The organism is Streptomyces sp. NPDC097640, assembly GCF_040302705.1.
Lineage (GTDB): Bacteria > Actinomycetota > Actinomycetes > Streptomycetales > Streptomycetaceae > Streptomyces.
Window position 1 is genome coordinate 89,693 of record NZ_JBEOSB010000031.1, and the last position, 16,608, is coordinate 106,300.

General features: G+C 70.2%; 21 protein-coding genes and 2 pseudogenes. 16 read left to right on the forward strand and 7 right to left on the reverse strand.

Annotated features, from left to right (window positions below; all coding sequences use genetic code 11):
- Positions 1-24: 24 nt before the first annotated feature.
- Both ABTY62_RS37605 and ABTY62_RS37610 read left to right on the forward strand, forming a co-directional pair.
- Positions 25-1,401, forward strand: coding sequence for a carbohydrate ABC transporter permease (locus ABTY62_RS37605; RefSeq protein ID WP_352133879.1), 1,377 nt, complete (start codon positions 25-27; stop codon positions 1,399-1,401).
- Complete coding sequence (locus ABTY62_RS37610; RefSeq protein WP_352133880.1) at positions 1,398-2,279, forward strand: carbohydrate ABC transporter permease; 882 nt, start codon at positions 1,398-1,400, stop codon at positions 2,277-2,279. The genes ABTY62_RS37605 and ABTY62_RS37610 overlap by 4 nt, the downstream gene beginning before the upstream one ends.
- 71 nt (positions 2,280-2,350) lie before the next feature.
- Here the strand turns inward: ABTY62_RS37610 and ABTY62_RS37615 are convergent, their stop codons facing one another.
- A complete protein-coding gene (locus tag ABTY62_RS37615; protein WP_352133881.1) occupies positions 2,351-2,788 on the reverse strand; it encodes a MarR family winged helix-turn-helix transcriptional regulator in 438 nt (145 codons plus the stop codon).
- Between the two features lie 79 nt (positions 2,789-2,867).
- On the opposite strand from ABTY62_RS37615, the gene ABTY62_RS37620 reads away from it, so the two are divergent.
- The 4 genes from ABTY62_RS37620 to ABTY62_RS37635 all read left to right on the forward strand — a co-directional run bounded on the left by ABTY62_RS37620 (position 2,868) and on the right by ABTY62_RS37635 (position 9,121).
- Positions 2,868-3,746: an MBL fold metallo-hydrolase gene (locus ABTY62_RS37620; protein WP_352133882.1), complete on the forward strand. Its 879-nt coding sequence runs from the start codon at positions 2,868-2,870 to the stop codon at positions 3,744-3,746.
- Positions 3,747-3,863: 117 nt separating this feature from the next.
- Positions 3,864-6,131: a bifunctional glycosyltransferase/CDP-glycerol:glycerophosphate glycerophosphotransferase gene (locus tag ABTY62_RS37625; protein ID WP_352133883.1), complete on the forward strand. Its 2,268-nt coding sequence runs from the start codon at positions 3,864-3,866 to the stop codon at positions 6,129-6,131.
- Positions 6,132-6,206: 75 nt separating this feature from the next.
- A complete protein-coding gene (locus tag ABTY62_RS37630) occupies positions 6,207-8,120 on the forward strand; it encodes a stealth family protein (protein ID WP_352133884.1) in 1,914 nt (637 codons plus the stop codon).
- Positions 8,093-9,121, forward strand: coding sequence for an FkbM family methyltransferase (locus ABTY62_RS37635; protein WP_352133885.1), 1,029 nt, complete (start codon positions 8,093-8,095; stop codon positions 9,119-9,121). Before ABTY62_RS37630 ends, ABTY62_RS37635 begins: the two co-directional genes overlap by 28 nt.
- Positions 9,122-9,198: 77 nt before the next feature.
- Here the strand turns inward: ABTY62_RS37635 and ABTY62_RS37640 are convergent.
- From ABTY62_RS37640 to ABTY62_RS37660, 5 genes and pseudogenes are all read right to left on the reverse strand, one after another.
- A pseudogene (locus tag ABTY62_RS37640) lies at positions 9,199-9,467 on the reverse strand (PIN domain-containing protein).
- Positions 9,467-9,721 (reverse strand): type II toxin-antitoxin system VapB family antitoxin, encoded by a 255-nt coding sequence (locus tag ABTY62_RS37645; RefSeq protein WP_352133916.1) that lies wholly within the window; start codon positions 9,719-9,721, stop codon positions 9,467-9,469. The pseudogene ABTY62_RS37640 and the gene ABTY62_RS37645 overlap by 1 nt, the downstream one beginning before the upstream one ends.
- Positions 9,722-9,852: 131 nt before the next feature.
- Positions 9,853-10,143 carry a hypothetical protein gene (locus ABTY62_RS37650; RefSeq protein WP_352133886.1) on the reverse strand — a complete coding sequence of 97 codons (291 nt, stop codon included), beginning with the start codon at positions 10,141-10,143 and terminating at the stop codon, positions 9,853-9,855.
- Between the two features lie 36 nt (positions 10,144-10,179).
- A complete protein-coding gene (locus tag ABTY62_RS37655; protein ID WP_352133887.1) occupies positions 10,180-10,431 on the reverse strand; it encodes a hypothetical protein in 252 nt (83 codons plus the stop codon).
- Positions 10,428-10,595, reverse strand: coding sequence for a hypothetical protein (locus ABTY62_RS37660; RefSeq protein ID WP_352133888.1), 168 nt, complete (start codon positions 10,593-10,595; stop codon positions 10,428-10,430). Before ABTY62_RS37660 ends, ABTY62_RS37655 begins: the two co-directional genes overlap by 4 nt.
- 106 nt (positions 10,596-10,701) lie before the next feature.
- Between ABTY62_RS37660 and ABTY62_RS37665 the strand changes: the two genes are divergently transcribed.
- Together ABTY62_RS37665 and ABTY62_RS37670 are read left to right on the forward strand one after the other, a co-directional pair.
- Positions 10,702-11,538, forward strand: a complete 837-nt coding sequence (locus ABTY62_RS37665) for a helix-turn-helix domain-containing protein (protein ID WP_352133889.1) — start codon at positions 10,702-10,704, stop codon at positions 11,536-11,538.
- Positions 11,535-11,744, forward strand: coding sequence for a DUF397 domain-containing protein (locus ABTY62_RS37670; RefSeq protein WP_352133890.1), 210 nt, complete (start codon positions 11,535-11,537; stop codon positions 11,742-11,744). The genes ABTY62_RS37665 and ABTY62_RS37670 overlap by 4 nt, the downstream gene beginning before the upstream one ends.
- Before the next feature lie 110 nt (positions 11,745-11,854).
- Here ABTY62_RS37670 and ABTY62_RS37675 read toward each other — a convergent pair.
- Positions 11,855-12,310, reverse strand: a pseudogene (locus tag ABTY62_RS37675) (Scr1 family TA system antitoxin-like transcriptional regulator); the annotation flags it as partial.
- Between the two features lie 134 nt (positions 12,311-12,444).
- Between ABTY62_RS37675 and ABTY62_RS37680 the strand changes: the two are divergent.
- The 8 genes from ABTY62_RS37680 to ABTY62_RS37715 all read left to right on the forward strand — a co-directional run bounded on the left by ABTY62_RS37680 (position 12,445) and on the right by ABTY62_RS37715 (position 15,948).
- Entirely contained in the window at positions 12,445-12,711 is a 267-nt protein-coding gene (locus ABTY62_RS37680; RefSeq protein ID WP_352133917.1) for a hypothetical protein, read from the forward strand.
- The gene (locus ABTY62_RS37685) at positions 12,695-13,192 is read left to right on the forward strand and encodes a DUF6879 family protein (RefSeq protein ID WP_352133891.1); all 498 of its coding nucleotides are present in this window, start codon (positions 12,695-12,697) and stop codon (positions 13,190-13,192) included. Before ABTY62_RS37680 ends, ABTY62_RS37685 begins: the two co-directional genes overlap by 17 nt.
- Before the next feature lie 15 nt (positions 13,193-13,207).
- The gene (locus ABTY62_RS37690; protein WP_352133892.1) at positions 13,208-14,059 is read left to right on the forward strand and encodes a helix-turn-helix domain-containing protein; all 852 of its coding nucleotides are present in this window, start codon (positions 13,208-13,210) and stop codon (positions 14,057-14,059) included.
- Positions 14,060-14,184: 125 nt separating this feature from the next.
- A complete protein-coding gene (locus ABTY62_RS37695; protein WP_352133893.1) occupies positions 14,185-14,559 on the forward strand; it encodes a DUF6415 family natural product biosynthesis protein in 375 nt (124 codons plus the stop codon).
- Positions 14,560-14,561: 2 nt separating this feature from the next.
- On the forward strand, positions 14,562-14,825 hold the full coding sequence (locus ABTY62_RS37700; protein ID WP_352133894.1) for a hypothetical protein: 264 nt from the start codon (positions 14,562-14,564) through the stop codon (positions 14,823-14,825).
- A complete protein-coding gene (locus ABTY62_RS37705) occupies positions 14,822-14,965 on the forward strand; it encodes a hypothetical protein (protein WP_352133895.1) in 144 nt (47 codons plus the stop codon). Before ABTY62_RS37700 ends, ABTY62_RS37705 begins: the two co-directional genes overlap by 4 nt.
- Positions 14,966-15,229: 264 nt before the next feature.
- Entirely contained in the window at positions 15,230-15,355 is a 126-nt protein-coding gene (locus ABTY62_RS37710) for a hypothetical protein (RefSeq protein ID WP_352133896.1), read from the forward strand.
- 77 nt (positions 15,356-15,432) lie between these two features.
- Positions 15,433-15,948, forward strand: coding sequence for a hypothetical protein (locus ABTY62_RS37715; protein ID WP_352133897.1), 516 nt, complete (start codon positions 15,433-15,435; stop codon positions 15,946-15,948).
- Positions 15,949-16,608: the final 660 nt, after the last annotated feature.

Below are 16,608 nucleotides of genomic sequence, written 5' to 3' on the forward strand. Positions count from 1 at the left end.
CGACGCGACCGGGAGAACCACATCATGTCGACCGCGACAGCGGGCGGCGCGGCAGAACCGGGCCGCGTGACGCCTGTGCAGGCGAACAATAAGGACGAGAAGAACAAGAAGAAGAAAAGCATCACGGGCACCCGGCTCTGGGTGGCGGGGATCTTCCTGCTGCCCGCGCTGGTGCTGCTCGGCGCGCTCGTCGTCTACCCGATCGGCTACTCCGTCTACCGCAGTCTTTTCGACGCGTCGGGCGACGGGTTCGTCGGGCTGGACAACTACCACGAGATGTTCAGCGACGACGCGACGATGACGGCGATCAAGAACAACATCATCTGGGTCATCGTCGCCCCCTCCGTGGCCACCGCCCTGGGTCTGATCTTCGCCGTGCTCACCGAGCGCGTGCGCTGGGGCACGGCCTTCAAGCTGGTCGTCTTCATGCCGATGGCGATCTCCATGCTGGCGGCGGGCATCATCTTCCGGCTGGTGTACGAGGCGGACCCGGACCGGGGCGTGGCCAACGCCATCTGGGTGAGCGTGCACGACACGTTCAAGGAGTCGCCGCCCTTCCCCGGTGCCCACCCACGGCCCGACGCCGGGCTGACCGAGTCGTCGAACGGGTCGTTCACCACGGGCGCGACGGCGAAGGCGGGCACCCCCCTCTCGCTGCCGCTGGTCGGTGCCAAGCGCAGCGACGTGACCGACGCGCAGGACGCCAAGGCCGCGAAGCCGGAGCCCGGGAAGGTCACCGGCACGGTCTGGTTCGACTTCACCAAGGGCGACCTCGGTGAGCACAACGTGCTCGACAAGGGCGAGAAGGCGCTCGCCGACCTCAAGATCGAGGCGGTCAAGGACGGCAAGGTCGTCGCCACGACCACGTCCCGCGCCGACGGTACGTACACCCTCCCGGCCAAGGCGGACGGCGCCGAGCTGCGGCTGCCCGCCTGGAACTTCGGCCAGCCGTACAACGGGGTGGACTGGCTCGGCCCGTCGCTGGTCACCCCGGCGATCATCGGATCGTACGTATGGATCTGGGCCGGCTTCGCGATGGTGCTGATCGCGGCGGGGCTCGCGGGCGTGCCGCGCGAGCTGCTGGAGGCGGCGCGGATGGACGGCGCCAATGAGTGGCAGGTCTTCCGGCGGGTGACGGTGCCGCTGCTGGCGCCGGTGCTGTCGGTGGTCGCCGTCACCCTCATGATCAACGTTCTGAAGATCTTCGACCTGGTGTACATCATCGCGCCACAGACCAGCCAGGACGAGGCCAATGTGCTCGCCCTCCAGCTCTATCAGTCCTCCTTCGGGACCGATGTCAACCAGGGCGTCGGCAGCGCGATCGCCGTGTTCCTGCTGGTGTTCGTATTGCCCGTCATGTTCTTCAACATCCGCCGGATGCGAAGGGAGAGCCGCCGATGACCAGCGCGGACACGGTCGTAAAAGCCAAGCAGTCGCTCGCCGCGCGGATCGCGGCACGGGCCGGCGGCGGGGTGATGCGGGTCTTCCTGATCCTGATCGGGCTGTTCTGGCTGATGCCCACGGTCGGGCTGCTGCTCTCCTCGCTGCGCGACCCCTCGGAGGTGGCCGTCTCGGGCTGGTGGAAGGTCTTCACCGACCCCGGTCAGCTCAGCTTCAGCGCGTATGACGACCTGCTGTCCAACCAGCAGATCACCGACTCGCTGTGGACCACCCTCGCGATCACCGTCCCGGCCACGGTCCTGGTGGTGGTGCTCGGGGCGCTGGCGGGCTACGCCTTCGCCTGGATGGACTTCCCCGGCCGCGACTGGTGGTTCCTGATCGTCGTCGGCCTCCTGGTGGTCCCGGTGCAGGTCGCGCTGATCCCGGTGGCCAAGCTCTTCGGCGAGATCGGCATCTTCCAGACGACGACGGGCGTGGTGCTCTTCCACACCGCCTTCGGCCTGCCCTTCGCGATCTTCCTGCTGCGGAACTTCTTCGCGGAGATCCCGCGCGAGCTGCTGGAGGCGGCGCGGCTGGACGGGGCGGGCGAGCTGCGGGTGTTCGTACGGGTCGTGATGCCGCTGGGCGGGCCGGCCATCGCCTCGCTCGGCATCTTCCAGTTCCTGTGGGTGTGGAACGACATGCTGATCGCGCTGATCTTCGCGGACAGCGGCAACCCGCCCATCACGGTGGCGCTTCAGCAGCAGGTGAGGCAGTTCGGCAACAACATCGACATCCTGGGGCCTGGCGCCTTCATATCGATGGTGATCCCGCTGGCCGTCTTCTTCGCCTTCCAGCGGCAGTTCGTCGCCGGGGTGATGGCGGGCGCGGTGAAGTGAACCGAACCCACTGAGTCACAGGCACTGAGCCACCACCACTGAGCCGGTCGGCCCGTCGAGGGCCGGCCGGCTCAGTGCTGGGCGATGGGGTGGGTGATGGCCCGTTCGAGCAGCTGGTGCAGGGTGTGCTGCTGCTCCTGGGTGAGGCCCGCGAGCGGGGAGTCCGCGCCCAGGAGTTCGAGGAGCCGGTCCCGGAGGGCGGTGCCCTGCGGGGTGAGCACCAACTGCTTGGCCCGGCGGTCGGTGGGGTGCGGGCGGCGTTCGATCAGGTCCTGCTTTTCGAGCTTGTCGACGACGAAGGTGGCGTTGGAGGGCTCACAGCTCATGCGGTCGGCGAGCTCTCGCATGGTCATCGGCCCGCTCAGTTCGCGCAGCGCGGTCGCCTGGGGCGCGGTGAGCCCCAGCGTGGCCGCGCGCTGCCGCAGATGGTCCGCGATCCGGTCGGCCATCCCGTTCACCAGGCCGCACAGCTGCCGTTCCGCGATGGCTTGCGCTTCCGGGTTCGTCATGCGACCCATCCTAGCAAGTACATAAAGCCTGGATATTACGAGCTTGAATAGTTCTAGCTTGATGCTTATGGTTGCCGTCATGACGAACACGAACGAGCGCCTGCGCCGGCCGTCGGGCATCCGGTCACTGCGGCTCGGCGGGACCAAGGTGACGTATGTGCCGGACGGGGCGGTGCAGCTCACGCCGCGCGGCTGGCTTCCGGACACCACCGACGCCGTATGGGCCGCCCACCCCGAGTACCTGGACGCCTCCGGCCATCTCGCGGCGGGCATCGGCGGGCTGCTGGTGGAGAACGGCGACCGGGCCCTGCTGATCGACACCGGCTTCGGCCCGCAGTCGTTCCCGGCCGAGCCCGGCAGCGCGATCGGCGCCATCCACGGCGGCGCGCTCCTGGACAACCTGGCCGAACTCGGCCGCGCGCCGGAGGACATCGAGGCGGTGGCCTTCACCCACCTCCACACCGACCACCTCGGCTGGGCCCGACACCCCGCCCCGGGCGGCGACCGCCCCGCCTTCGCCCACGCCGACTACCTGGTGGCCGAGCCCGAGTGGTCCCAGCGCCACCTCCTCGAGGCACACGGCACCGGCAAGGAGACCCTGGCCGCGCTGGAGCCGTACGTCCGGACCACCTCGGACGGCCAGGAGATCTTCCCCGGCGTGCGCGTCCGGTTCACCCCCGGCCATACGCCCGGCCACGCCGCGTACGTCATCACCGCGGGCGGAAAGCGGCTGATCGCCTTCGGCGACGCCCTGCACTCGCCCCTCCAGATCGGCCACCCGGAATGGTCCTCGGTCGTCGACCACGACTCCACCGAGTCCACGGACTTCCGCCATCGGCTCGTCGCCGAGCTCCAGGAGCCCGACACCATCGGCTTCGGAATCCACTTCGCCGACGTGGTGTTCGGCGAGGTCCGCCCCGGCGGCGACGGCCCCGTCTGGCGCCCCTTCGACGCGTGACTGCCGCCGAACGGGTTGCTTTCCGTACCTCCCCGGCACGCGTTGCACCGCATTGTGCGTACGTTCAGATGATGCTGATAAACCACATCTGCGCCGCCTCAACCGATGGGATGCGCTTTGCCCCGGTTCAGCGTCATCGTGCCCGCGTACCAGGTCCAGCCCTACCTCCATGACTGTCTGCGCTCGGTGCTCACGCAGGACTTCACCGACTTCGAGCTGATCGCGGTCGACGACCGCTCGCCCGACGCCTGTGGGTCGATCATCGACGACGCCGCGACCCGGGATCCACGGGTGCGGCCGGTGCATCTGAAGGACAACGTGGGGCTGGGGCCCGCCCGTAACGCCGGGATGGAGCGGGCCGCCGGGGAGTATGTGCTGTTCCTCGACGGCGACGACACCCTCGCGCCCGGGGCGCTGCGGGCCATGGCCGAGCGGCTGGCGGCGGCCGGTGAGCCGGAGGTGCTGCTGTTCGACTACGCGCGGGTGTACTGGACGGGGCGGGCGGTCCGGAACGTACGGGCGGAGCTGCTGCGCCAGAGCGGGCCCGCGACGTTCCGGCTGGACGACCGGCCCGAGCTGCTGCGGCTGCTGATGGTGGCGTGGAACAAGGCGTACCGGCGGGACTTCCTGGAACGGGAGGGGTTCACCTTCCCGCCGGGCTACTACGAGGACACGCCCTGGACCTATCCGGTGCTGCTGACCGCCCGCTCGCTCGCCGTGCTCGACCGGGTGTGCGTGCACTACCGGCAGCGGCGGCGCGGCGGCATCCTGCGCACCGCCAGCCGCCGCCACCTGGATGTCTTCGACCAGTACGACCGGGTCTTCCGGTTTCTCGACAGCCGTCCGGACCTCGCCCACTGGCGCCCCGCGCTGTTCCAGCGGATGCTCGACCACCTCGCCGCCGTGTTCACCGCGCCCGGGCGGCTGCCGCGCGGGGCGCGCGCCGAGTTCTTCCGGCGGGCCGGGGCGCACCACCGCCGCTATCGGCCCGGCGGCGCGGCCGGCCCGCCGGGGCGGGCCTGGTGGCGGGGGCTGCTGCTGCGCATCGGGGCCCGCCGGGTCTTCCAGTTCCTGCGCGGCGCCGACCGGATGCGGCGGCGGGCTGGAGAGCTGGGGGTGGCCGCGTACGCGGGGCTGCGCTCGGCGGCCCTACGGGGGTACTACCGGCTCCAGCGGCTGCTCCCCCTGGACCGGCGGCTCGCCGTGTTCGCGGCGTACTGGCACAAGGGCTACGCCTGCAATCCGGCGGCGATCGAGGCCAGGCTCCGCGAGCTCGCGCCGCACATCCGCACCGCCTGGATCACCGGCCGCGAGTACGCGCACACCCTGCCGCCCGGCGTGCGCCGCCTGCACCCCGGCTCGCCCGCGTACTGGGCGGCGCTCGCCCGCGCCGGGTACCTCGTCAACAACGTCAACTTCACGCCCCGGCTGCGCAAGCGGCCCGGCCAGATCCACCTCCAGACCCACCACGGCACCCCGCTCAAGCACATGGGCCTGGATCTGCTCGACCGCCCGGCCGCCGCCCGCTCCACCGACTTCGGCGAGCTGCTGGAGCGGGTGGACCGCTGGGACTACAGCCTCTCCGCCAACCGCCACTCCACCCTGGTGTGGGAGCGGGTCTATCCGTCCGGCTACGCCACGCTCGAGTACGGCTTTCCGCGCAACGACGTCTTCCAGCGCGCCACCCCCGAGGACGTGGCGCGGCTGCGGGAGCGGCTCGGCGTCCCGGAGGGCACCACGGCCGTGTTGTACGCGCCCACGCACCGCGACTACCAGCGCGGCTATCTGCCGCGCCTGGACCTGGAGCGGGTGGCCCGCGCGCTGGGGCCCGGCTTCACCTTCCTGGTGCGGCCGCACTACTTCTACTCGGTGGCCGGCCCGGAGGGGGCGGGCGGCGGGCGGGTCGTCGACGTCTCGGCCCACCCCAGCGTGGAGGAGCTGTGCCTGGCCGCCGACGCGCTGCTCACCGACTACTCGTCGATCATGTTCGACTACGCCAACCTCGACCGGCCGATCGTCATCCACGCCGACGACTGGGACGCCTACCGCGCCGCCCGCGGCACGTACTTCGACATCACCACCGCCCCGCCCGGCCCGGTCACCCGCTCCGAGGACGAGCTGATCGACCTCTTCGCCACCGCCGCCTGGTGCGATCCGCGCCATGACGCGCGGCGGGCCGGATTCCGGTCGCGGTACTGCCCGCACGACGACGGGCGGGCGGCCGAGCGCGTGGTGCGGCGGGTCTTCCTCGGCGAGCCCTCCGAGGCGCTGCCGCCCGTCGTCCCGCTCGCCGACCGCCGCCCCGCCCCCGCCGCGGTCCGGACCCAGGCGCCCCAGGCCCAGGCGCCCCAGGCTCAAACGGCCCGGGCCCAGGCGCCGCCGTGATCCGGGCGGCCGTCCGCGCGCGCCGGCCCCACCGCCTCCCCTGATCCAGGCCCCCCACACACACCAGGACCCAGGATGCCCCGCACCGCACCGCCCGCCCCCCGCCTGCCCTGGCACACCGACACCCCACGCCTGGTGCGCGGCTATCGGCGCCGGGTCCCCCTGCCCGTCCGCCGCGCCGTCGTGGCCGTGACCGGCGCCAGGCTGCGCCGGGCGGCCAAGCGGGGCCTGGCCCGCCTCTCGGCGGCGTCCGCGGCGCTGCGGCTGCGGTGGGGGCGGCGCCGGCTGCGCCGGGCCGGGCTGCTGTCGACGCCGGACCGGATCGTGGTCGTCGACCGGCACGGCCCGCGCATCGCCCACCTCACCACCGTGCCCACCCCCCTGCACGCGCGCACCGAGAATCTGCGGCTGGTGTGCGAGGCGCTGGAGCATGCGGGGGTCGACCACTTCGTGGTCCGCGCGTACGGCAATGTGTCCTCCGCCGTCGGGGTGCCCGCCGAGGCGCGGCCCCGGGCGGTCGCGGCGCTCACCGAGCTGTGCGCCCGCGAGGCGGGCTATGTGTCGCTGCCCGCGCGCGGCAGACGCCCCGGGACCGCGCCCCGGTCCGGCCGCACCGCGCGGGCCTGGGGCCGGCTGTCCACCGCCCCCGTCGTCCGCTTCACCCGCTTCTACGCGAGCCCGGGCGCGGGCTCCGCCGCGGGCTCCGGCGCGGGCCTGGTGCTCGGCGTGGCGCAGGGCTGCGACATCGAGTTCTGGCGGCGGGGCAGGGCCGAGAACGGGGCCGAAGGAGGGACCGAGGGCGGGGGCCCGGACCTGCTGCTCGCGCCGCGCCCCAACCGCACCACCGCCTCCGTCGCCGCGGCCGCCACCGCCGTGCACGCGCCGGGCCACCTGTTCACCCGGCTGGCCCCGGCCGAGGGCTGGCGGGCGGGGCCGCTGGTGCGCACCCGCCCGGAGTTCACCACCCGCCTCCCCGACGAGGTCCGCTTCCCCATCGACGTCGTCTACACCTGGGTCGACGGCGCCGACCCCGCCTGGCGCGGCCGCCGCGCCGAGTGGACGGCCGTCGCCGACGACGCGGCCGAGCCCTACCACGAGCAGGCGGCCAACGAGGCCCGCTACGCCAACCGGGACGAGCTGCGCTACTCCCTGCGCTCCCTGCACATGTACGCCCCCTGGGTGCGCCATATCTACCTGGTGACCGACGACCAGGTGCCGCCGTGGCTGACGGGCTCGCACCCCGGGATCACGGTCGTCGACCACCGCGACATCTTCGACGACCCGCGGGTGCTGCCCACCTTCAACTCCCAGGCCATCGAGACCCGGCTGCACCACATCGACGGGCTGGCCGAGCACTTCCTGTACTTCAACGACGACGTTTTCCTCGGCTCGCCGGTGACCCCGCAGGACTTCTTCCTGGCCAACGGCATGACGAAGTTCTTCCTCTCCCGCGCGCTGATCCCGCTCGGCCCCGCCCACCCCGGCGACGTCCCGGTCTCGGCGGCCGGGAAGAACAACCGGGCGCTGCTGGAGGGGCGGTTCGGGGCCACGGTGACCCAGAAGCTGAAGCACACGCCGCACGCGCTGCGCCGCAGCGTGCTGGCCGAGATCGAGGGCGAGTTCCCCGGCCCGTACCGCGCCACCATGGCCAGCCGGGTGCGCAGCGCCTCGGACATCTCCCTGCCCTCCGCGCTCCACCACTACTACGCCTTCCTGACCGGCCGGGCCGTCCCCGCGCCGCTGCGCTACGACTACTTCGACCTGTCCCGGCCCGGCATCCCGGCCCGGCTGGCCCGGCTGCTGCGGTCCCGGCGCTGCCAGGCGTTCTGTCTCAACGACACGGTCTCGTGCGAGCGGGATCTCGCGGACCAGCTGGCGCTGCTCCGCCCCTTCCTCGACGCCTACTTCCCGGTCCCCAGCCCGCTGGAGCGGGCCATCGCCCGTCAGGAGGCCCGTCAGCCATGCCCCTCGCCATCACCCTCCCGCTGAATCCGGACGTCATCGCCGCCGAGGGCCCCTACCCGCGGGCGCTGAACATGCTCAGCCGCAAGCAGACGGCGGTGCAGCGGCAGTTGCGCCGGGCGGGTCTCGCCGGGTACGAGCCGACCACGCAGGCCACCCTGCTGGCCCTGGCCCAGCGGGCGCCGACGGGCAGCGCGGTGTACGACATCGGGGCGCACATCGGGCTGTACTCGGCGCTGATCAGCGCGGTCTACGGGCGCGGCAGGCTGCGAACGTACGCGTTCGAGCCGACCCCGGACACCGCCGTGCTGTGCCGCCGCATCCGCGCGTACAACCGGCTGTCCTATGAGGTGGTGGAGTCCGCGGTCTCCTCGGCGTCCGGGACCGCCGAGCTGTATCTGTCCGAGAAGACGGAGTCCTCGAACTCGCTGAACCGCGCGCACCGCAGACACAGCCGGTCGGTGCGCGTCCCGGTCACCACGGTCGACGCCTTCACGGCGGAGCGGAGCGCCGCCCCGTACCTCGTCAAGATCGACGTGGAGACGCTGGAGGCGGCCGTGCTGGAGGGCGCGCTGCACACCATCGACCGCCATCGCCCCTGGATCGTCTGCGAGCTGCTGCCCGGCGCCGACCACGACGCGCTGCGCCGGGCGCTGGCCCCGCTGGTCGCGCTCGGCTACGGGCTGCATCCCATCACCCCCGAGGCGCCGTGGAGCCGCTACGACGAGAGCGGCTACCGGCGGGCGGTCAGCGGCCAGTGCCGCGACTGGCTGCTCGCCCCCGAGCCGCTGACCCCGGGCTTCCACCGGGCGGTGCGGCGGTGGCTGATCGCGATCCTGGCGTGCGACGAGACGACAAACCTCCTCACGCCCGCCGGGTCGCCCTTCCCCTGCGGCTGGAACGCCCCCTACCCGCCCCCCGGCCGCCGCCGACCGACCCGACCGGCCTACCGGAGGTACGCCTCCCGGAGGCTCCGGGAGGGCCTGGCCGCCCTGGCGGCCCTGCCCCGCCGCGGGGCGGGGCCGTAGGGGCGGGTGGGTTCACATGTCGTGGTCGCCGGACAGCAGCAGGATCCGTTCCGTCAGCGGTGGGAAGGCCGACATGCTCATCGGTCGGCGCTGCCGGGCGGAACGACCCATTCGGCGGGTTGGCCGGTGAGGGAGGCGATCATGTCGAAGTCTCCGTCGTAGTGGAGGACCGTTCGCCGGTTCAGTTCCGCTGTGGCGGCGATCAGCAGGTCGGGGAGGGACAGAGCGCGGTGGGCTGGCACACGGCGAGGAGATAGCGCTCGTGCAGAGGCCTGAGCACTTCCTTGACGCTCGGCTTCGTCCAGCGGGCGAGGGCGGACTTGTCGATCACGTAGCGGTCCTGCATCAGGAGGCCCAGCCTCTGCCGCGGTCGCCGTCGTGCTTGAGGGAACCGTCTGCGTTGCGGGGCCCGGTGTTCTCGACGATCTCACTGAAGTCGAGCTCGCCGGCATCCATGGCGTCGAAGCCCTCCTGCCGCAGGTGCCTCTTGACGGCGTCTTCCATGGCGAGGCGGACGGCTTTGGCCTTCGTTTTCGTCCCGAAGATGCGCATGGCCTCGGTGACCATGTCGTCATCGAGGTCGATGACAGTTCTGGTCATGTGAACGATCCCTTCGCAGATGCTCCTGCCAGCGAAACGATATCGCTCGTCGGCCGCACTAGATATCGCTTCGGTCAAAGGCCTCATTGAAGCTTCCCCTGTCGGCCCGACAAGGCCCACGCCACCGACCCTTACGGCGAAAAGCGGACCTTTACGTTCGCCCAGCCGTCCAGACTCAGGTACTGCCAGGTGCCGGTTTCGTCGGCCGTAAGCATTGCTTGGGAGTACAGGGCTCCGACGAGGAGTTTCCAGGGCTTGTCTCGTTCGGCCGCTTCGTCCTGCGCCACATCACGCAGCGACTTGTCGGCCGCTTTGAAGATGGCGGTACGGATATCGCAGTACCGCATCTTGTCGACTGATCCTGTCGTGACGCCGGATGTGCTGATGAACGTCCATTCGGCGTGCCAGGGTCCGTCAGCCATGAGCGAGAATCCGATCCGACGAATTTGCTCTGAGGCCTACGCGGAGGCCATGCCTCGTTGTCGCTGGGTGTGAAGCCGGGCGATGGCCCGCAGCTGCCGCCGCTCGTACGCGGTGGCAGGGCGCACCGAGACACAGTGCGACCGCCATTCAAGGCCGGTGGGACGGATGAGGCACACCATCGGCCCGTCGAAGTCGGCGATCGTCCCGGGCATCTCGTAACGCCGGTCGTAGACCACCATGCCGACCGCGAGACTGGGCAGAACCTTGGTCCAGTCCCTGCCGTTCACTGCGACCCCCGCCCCAGATGCTGGGTGATCTGTTCGCTCAGGGCCACCGATTGCTGTCGCAGTTCCTCAAGGGTGGGGCAGTCATCGCCGCCCTGCTGCCCCTGCTGCTGCCCAACCGGCTGGGGTTCGAGCCCGCCCGGCGGGGTCGTGGTCTCGTTGGACACCGACGACTCCTCTCTGTAGTGCTGTGACTACCAAGGGGGTTCAGCGTGGCCTTCAACGGGGAAGCAAGCAACTGCTCAAACAAGAACGAAGGACGGTGAACGCCTCTTGAACCGCAAGGAGTTGCATCCGGACAGCAGTCCGCTGGCTGCCTTCGGGGCGCGTCTGCGCAGCTTACGTGAGAGCCGTGGCTGGACACAGGAAGAGCTGGCGGAGCTGACGGGATATTCCAGCGTGCATGTTTCGGCCGTCGAAACTGCCCGCAAGCCTCCTACTCTTCGATTCGTGCGCAGTACGGACCGCGCCTTCGGGATCGAGGGGACGGAAGACTCGTTCGAGCGCGAGTGGCGCGCGATCCGCCACGGCAGCCTGCTGGAGGGCTTCCCCGAGTACGTTGGGCACGAGGGCCGGGCAGCGGAGATCCGGCTGTACGAAGTGGGAGTCATCCCGGGCCTGCTCCAGACACCGGAGTACGCGACGATCCTCGCGGAGAGCGCCGTCAAGCGGGGGGCGATCACCCCCGAGCAGGCGCAGGAGCGGGTGGCGTTCGTCGCGGAGCGGCAAGCCGCGCTCGTCCGGACGCCTCCGCCGCTGGTCTTCGTGGTGCTGGACGAAAGCTGTGTCCGTCGGCCCATCGGCGAACCCGCCGTCATGGAGGCCCAGTTCGCGCGACTGCTCGAGTTCGCCGAGCTGCCGAACACCGTGCTCCAGCTCGCCCCGTTCGACATGGGGACGCGCCGCCCGTTCAACCTGCCGCTCTACATCCTGACGATGTCGGACCGTTCGCTCGTGTCGTACGCGGAGTCCGCCCAGCGGGGCCATTTCGAACGGGAAAGCACCTCCGTGGTGCCCATACTGACGGCCTACCATCAGCTACAGGCCGAAGCGCCTTCCCAGGCGCAGTCTGTGGCCATGATCAGCCAGTTGCGAAAGGGTACCCCGTGACGACCGAATCCCCCCGTTGGTTCAAGTCCTCGTACAGCGACAACGGCGGCGCCTGCATAGAGATCGCCGCCAACCTCGTCGCCTCGCGCGGCGTGGTTCCCGTCCGCGACAGCAAGGACCCGAATGGTCCGACACTGGTCTTCTCAGCGGCCGAGTGGTCATCGTTCGTCTCCGCCGTCCAGCGTGAGGAGTTTCCTACCCTCTGACCACGACAATGCGCCCGGCCCACAGCAACAGCTGTGAGCAGGGCGCATTCAGTCGATCCTGCCCGGCGTGACCTGCGGCAGGGCCGAATCGAGGGGCTTTGCGCCCGGAGTCAGTGCAGGGCCTCGATAGCTTTCAGGATCAGCGCCCGCGCCTCGGCCCCGTATACGGCCATGCCGCGCAACTGCTCGAACGCCTTCACGTACAGGGCGACCTCAGAGGGCTGAGTGATCTCTACTTCGGCGGAGACCAACTCCACGGTCACAAGGCGGTCGTCGAAGATATGGAGCGTCTCCCGGGGCCATTGGGTCCGCTCGTTCGTCGCCTGCGGAATGATCCCCAAGGAGACCGTGGGCAGTTCCATGGCGGTGAGCAGGTGCTGCAGCTGTCCGGAAAGCGCGCTGGTGTCCGCGATACGATTGCGCAGCACCCATTCTTCGATGATCAGCTCGAACTGGCGGCCTGGCTCGAGGGTGACGTGCGAGCGCCTCACCCGGGCCCGGGCAGCTTCGACGCTGTCGTCGGTGGAAAGGTCGTGGAAGCGGCGGGCCGTGCGCAGGACGGCGGCGGCGTAGTCCTCTTTCCCTGTCGGCGTTGGAAGCCTTCAGCTTCTGACCACTCAGGGTCATACCCCCTTGACCCACCGTTCGCATCACGGCGAAGGTAGCCCGTGCACCAACGTGCAACGCCTTCGCGGAGGAGATCGCCAAGCGTCTAAGGTTCCTGGGCATCATCCCGAACACCCCGAACACGGACTCACCGACCGTCTGGCTCGATGAGGAGACCGGAGACCTGCTCATCCAGTCCTACAAGGCCACAGAGGAAGAAGTGAAGGCATGCCAGGAGGTCGGTTCGATCCCCAGGCACTCCACGGACGTCCCGGATCACGAGACGATCATCAGGCTCCCTAAGGTGATGCGGAAGTTCCTGCCCCGCGACGACGAGGACGGCCGTGGCCAGCTTTCCTGAACGCCTGTGCGCCACCCAACGGACCGCGTTCCACCTGGAGATGCGCGACAGCTACACCCCAGACGACCCGACCTATCTGAGCTGGAAGCGCGGTGACCAGCTCGATGCGATGGAGGTCTACCGGCCGTGGGTCGACATGGTGCGCGAGGCCGTAGCGCGCGGCGTCGTCGTGCGCCGGGCCCGCATCGTGTCAGAGCGGCTCACCGACTACATCCGGTTTGAGCATGCGGTGACCTCCATGAACATCGCTGCCGGCGAGGAGGTGCGCTGGCTACCGCGCCGCCACGCCTCGGACATTGCGCTGCCCGGCAATGACTTCTGGGTCCTCGACGACACGCTGGTGCGCTTTGGGCACTTCTCCGGTGACGGGGAAATCCTCAGCGAGGAGTGGACAGAGGATCCCGCGGTCGCGCGCCTGTGCGTTTCAGCGTTCGACACCGTGTGGGAGCGAGCCACCCCGCACGAGGACTACAAGATCTGACCAAGCAGAACCGACATGCCCGCGTCACCGTCATCCAGCGCCGAGGCCGCGCGGAAGGCCCTCGCTGCCCGCTTGCGAGACCTCCGCCTGGACGCTGAGTTGACGCTGCGCGAACTCGCCGACCGCGCTGGCTGGAGCCACTCCAAGGTGTCCCGGATCGAGAACGTCCGAACGGCTCCATCCCCCGACGACATCCGTGCATGGGCGCGCGTATGCGGGGCGGACGGCCAGGCCGAGGACCTCGTCACCGCGCTGCGCACGGTGGAAGGCATGTGGATCGAGTGGCGTCGTATGGAGCGCAGGGGGCTACGCAAGGCCCAGGAGTCCGTGCGGCCGCTGTACGAGCGCACGCGTGCCTTCCGCGCATATGACTCGTGGTTGGTGCCGGGCTTGTTGCAGACCATGGGCTACACCGCGGCGATCCTGCACGCCACCCGGAAGCGCCGTGGACTGGTCGATGACGTCGATGCCGCCGTAGCTGAGCGTATGGACCGCCAGCACGTGTTGTACGAGGGTCGCCACACCTTCGCTTTCCTCATCGAGGAGGCCGTCCTGCGGGCAGGGATCGGAGGCCGGGAGGTGATGCGCGAGCAGCTGCGGCACCTGCTGACTGTCGGGTTCCTGCCCAACGTGAGCCTCGGCATCGTGCCGATGCAGCCCTCGCGCGAGGCAATGCGCCCCGTGGAAGGCTTCTGGATCTTCGACAATGCGCAGGTAGCTGTCGAGCTTGTTTCCGGCTACCTGACGATCAGCCAGCCGCAGGAGATCGAGATGTATGCCCGGGTGTTCCGCGAACTGGGCAATCTCGCGGTGTACGGGGAGAAGGCCCGAACTCTCATCCACGAGGCCATCGCAGTCCTGGAGTGAAACGCGTGCACCAATGTGCACCAAGCTGGAGCCGTAAGTCGCCTTGTCCGTACGCTCCGTAACAGGACCCCGGGCGAGGCGGCGGAGCCTCCCGGGGCGCGGCCAACGCTACAAGGAGCGCCAGCATGGCCACTTCTACCACCCGTCCGCCGACTGGCGAAGAGCGGGACCAACGCCCCCTCGACATCCAGGCGATGCGCGCCGGTGCGCATCGCCTGCTTGCCGAGGACCCCAAGCCCTCCGTCGAGGAACTGGGAACCGTCGCACTCCGGCTGCGCGAGCACATCGTGCTTGCCGTCCCGGAAGTCGAGGAGATGGCCGGCAGGCTCCCCCATGACGACACTCGGCGCGCCTGCGCACGGGCCTGTATCGGTGAGGCCCGTATGCGGATGCGTCTGAAACCCGGCGCCACGCCGGCCGCCCGGATCGCGCGCGCCCAGCGGCTCGCTCGCTCGGTCAACGCCTTGTGTGACCACTACGAAAACCTCGACGGGAGCTGACCGTGTCATCCCGTATCGGGTGGCAGTGGCGCGACGAGGGCAACAGCCACGGCCACACGCAGAAGGTCATCGTCCACGACGACGAGAACACCACCACCCCGTGCGAGGCGGGCTCCCAGCCCCGTGTGGGGTGGGCGGCGGCCCTGGAGCACGCTGCGGGCTGCCTGGCCTGTCGGACGCTCGGCGCCGCCTGCTCGGACGGCGGGCGGCTGTTGCGCGCCTACGAGGCGGCTGCGCGGCAGGCCCGGTCGGGAGGCGGCGAATGAGGCATCGTCGCCAGCCTCCTGCCGCGCGGGCCGCGCTGCTCGCCTTCCGTGCTGGCCGGATGGGCCTGTTGCTCGGCTCGATCCCCGCGCTGCTGGTGCTCGCGGCCTACCTCTGCATCGCAGGCACCCCGAGCCCCTAGACCGGGTGGGCTGCTGGTGTTCCGGGCCCCCGTACCGGACGACAGCGCCAGCGGCCCACTCCTAGACCCCCTGCCGGTCGGCGTAGCCGCGGCGCAGCCGTCGACAAGGGAGGGGCGAAGGGACTTCGGCACGGCCTGGACCCCCGTGCCGAAGTCCCGTCCACAAGGCTCGTCCCGGCCTCCCGCTTGCAGGCCAGTGACCGGGACGAGCACCGCGCAACCGCGCGAGGACACCCCCTGCGCGGTGAACTCACAGGAGGCCCCATGCGATTACAGCATGTCGTCCGCCAGGACCCGGAGGACTGCGACACCATCCCGGACACGGACGCCCCGACACCGGGCGGCCAGACGCCCGGCGACTCGGACGACGGGCGCCAGTACGCGAGGTAGCCAGCGTCACGCGCCGTAGGTAAACGGCGGCCCCGCTGCAGAGCGGGGCCGCTCCCGCCACGTAGGAGGTACCCCGCATGACAGCACCGCCCCCGCCCATGCCGGCTCACTGGCACTGCTACCGCTGGTCCGGAGAGCGACGTACGTACGACGACGAGTCCGCGCGCCGACCGCCCCATCTCGTCGTCCAGGACATCTCACCCCAGGAGTGGAAGCAGATCACGGCCGCCTCGCCGGCCTTCATGGCGAGCGAGGTACCGCCGCTGGAGGTACCACACTGGCTGCTCCGCCCAGCCAGAATGATCAAAGCAACCTTTGAGGCGCCGGAGAAAGCCTCGGCCTGGCACCGAGACCAGGTCACCGAGTTGACCCCGTCCTTCATGGCCGACCACGACAAGGACTCCGCGCAGCGGGCCCAACGGTTCGCGGCAGCGGAAGACCGGCTCAGCTGGGGCGGCGATGTCGTTGGCGGATGGTACCTGCGAGGTACTGGATTTGCCTCGGTTCAGGTGGTCGCATGCAGCGCGAACCGCATTCGCCCGACGATCCCATGCCCGATGCTCCCCCAGCTACCGCTGGGAGGTTCCCCCTGACGCCCTGGAGAATCCGCCACCTAGGTCTACCCAAAAGGCAGGAAACGGATCATCCACCTAATGTTTGCGTAAGTAAGCATGATCCACAGCTCTGATCCACAGCGAAGGGCACAGCATCATGGAGCGCCTTGGCATACGGAGCACCCTCGGCCTCGCGGCCTTCGTCGTCATGGCCGGCTGTCTGGCGGCGGCCCCCTTCGCCGCCCTGTGCGGCGCCGGCTGGCCCTTCGCCGCGGCCGCGCTGCTCGGCGTGGGGTGCGACCTGTTCCTGCACCGCACCGAGCCCGCGCTGATGGACCGTCTGGGGCGGCTGCACCTCGGCGGGACCCTCCGCTTCGAGGTGCGCAGCGTGGTGCTGCTGTTGCTGCTCGCGCGGCTGGACCTGGCGGGCCACACCGGCCTGACCGCCGCGATCACGCTCGTCATGTGTCTGCTGGGCGGCCAGGCGCTGCACTCCGCGATGCGCACCATGATCGGCCGGCGGCTCCGCGCCCCGGTCGCGGCCCGCGATGTCGCGCCCCGCCTTCCGGGCATCAGCGACCGCCCTCTGCGGTCGCTGACCGAATGGCCCAGGCAGCGGATGCTCGGATACGAGCTGACCGCCCTGCTCGGCCTCACCGGGACGCTGGCCACCGGCGACGCCCGCTGGGTGGTGGCCGG

What these genes read in the sequence shown, in the direction of transcription:
- ABTY62_RS37710 (WP_352133896.1), top strand. Translation starts at nt 15,230, where the DNA reads ATGCGATTACAGCATGTCGTCCGCCAGGACCCGGAGGACTGCGACACC.
- ABTY62_RS37605 (WP_352133879.1), top strand. Translation starts at nt 25, where the DNA reads ATGTCGACCGCGACAGCGGGCGGCGCGGCAGAACCGGGCCGCGTGACG.
- ABTY62_RS37650 (WP_352133886.1), bottom strand. Translation starts at nt 10,143, where the DNA reads ATGGCTGACGGACCCTGGCACGCCGAATGGACGTTCATCAGCACATCC.
- ABTY62_RS37715 (WP_352133897.1), top strand. Translation starts at nt 15,433, where the DNA reads ATGACAGCACCGCCCCCGCCCATGCCGGCTCACTGGCACTGCTACCGC.
- ABTY62_RS37645 (WP_352133916.1), bottom strand. Translation starts at nt 9,721, where the DNA reads ATGACCAGAACTGTCATCGACCTCGATGACGACATGGTCACCGAGGCC.
- ABTY62_RS37695 (WP_352133893.1), top strand. Translation starts at nt 14,185, where the DNA reads ATGGCCACTTCTACCACCCGTCCGCCGACTGGCGAAGAGCGGGACCAA.
- ABTY62_RS37690 (WP_352133892.1), top strand. Translation starts at nt 13,208, where the DNA reads ATGCCCGCGTCACCGTCATCCAGCGCCGAGGCCGCGCGGAAGGCCCTC.
- ABTY62_RS37620 (WP_352133882.1), top strand. Translation starts at nt 2,868, where the DNA reads ATGACGAACACGAACGAGCGCCTGCGCCGGCCGTCGGGCATCCGGTCA.
- ABTY62_RS37705 (WP_352133895.1), top strand. Translation starts at nt 14,822, where the DNA reads ATGAGGCATCGTCGCCAGCCTCCTGCCGCGCGGGCCGCGCTGCTCGCC.
- ABTY62_RS37610 (WP_352133880.1), top strand. Translation starts at nt 1,398, where the DNA reads ATGACCAGCGCGGACACGGTCGTAAAAGCCAAGCAGTCGCTCGCCGCG.
- ABTY62_RS37635 (WP_352133885.1), top strand. Translation starts at nt 8,093, where the DNA reads ATGCCCCTCGCCATCACCCTCCCGCTGAATCCGGACGTCATCGCCGCC.
- ABTY62_RS37630 (WP_352133884.1), top strand. Translation starts at nt 6,207, where the DNA reads ATGCCCCGCACCGCACCGCCCGCCCCCCGCCTGCCCTGGCACACCGAC.
- ABTY62_RS37615 (WP_352133881.1), bottom strand. Translation starts at nt 2,788, where the DNA reads ATGACGAACCCGGAAGCGCAAGCCATCGCGGAACGGCAGCTGTGCGGC.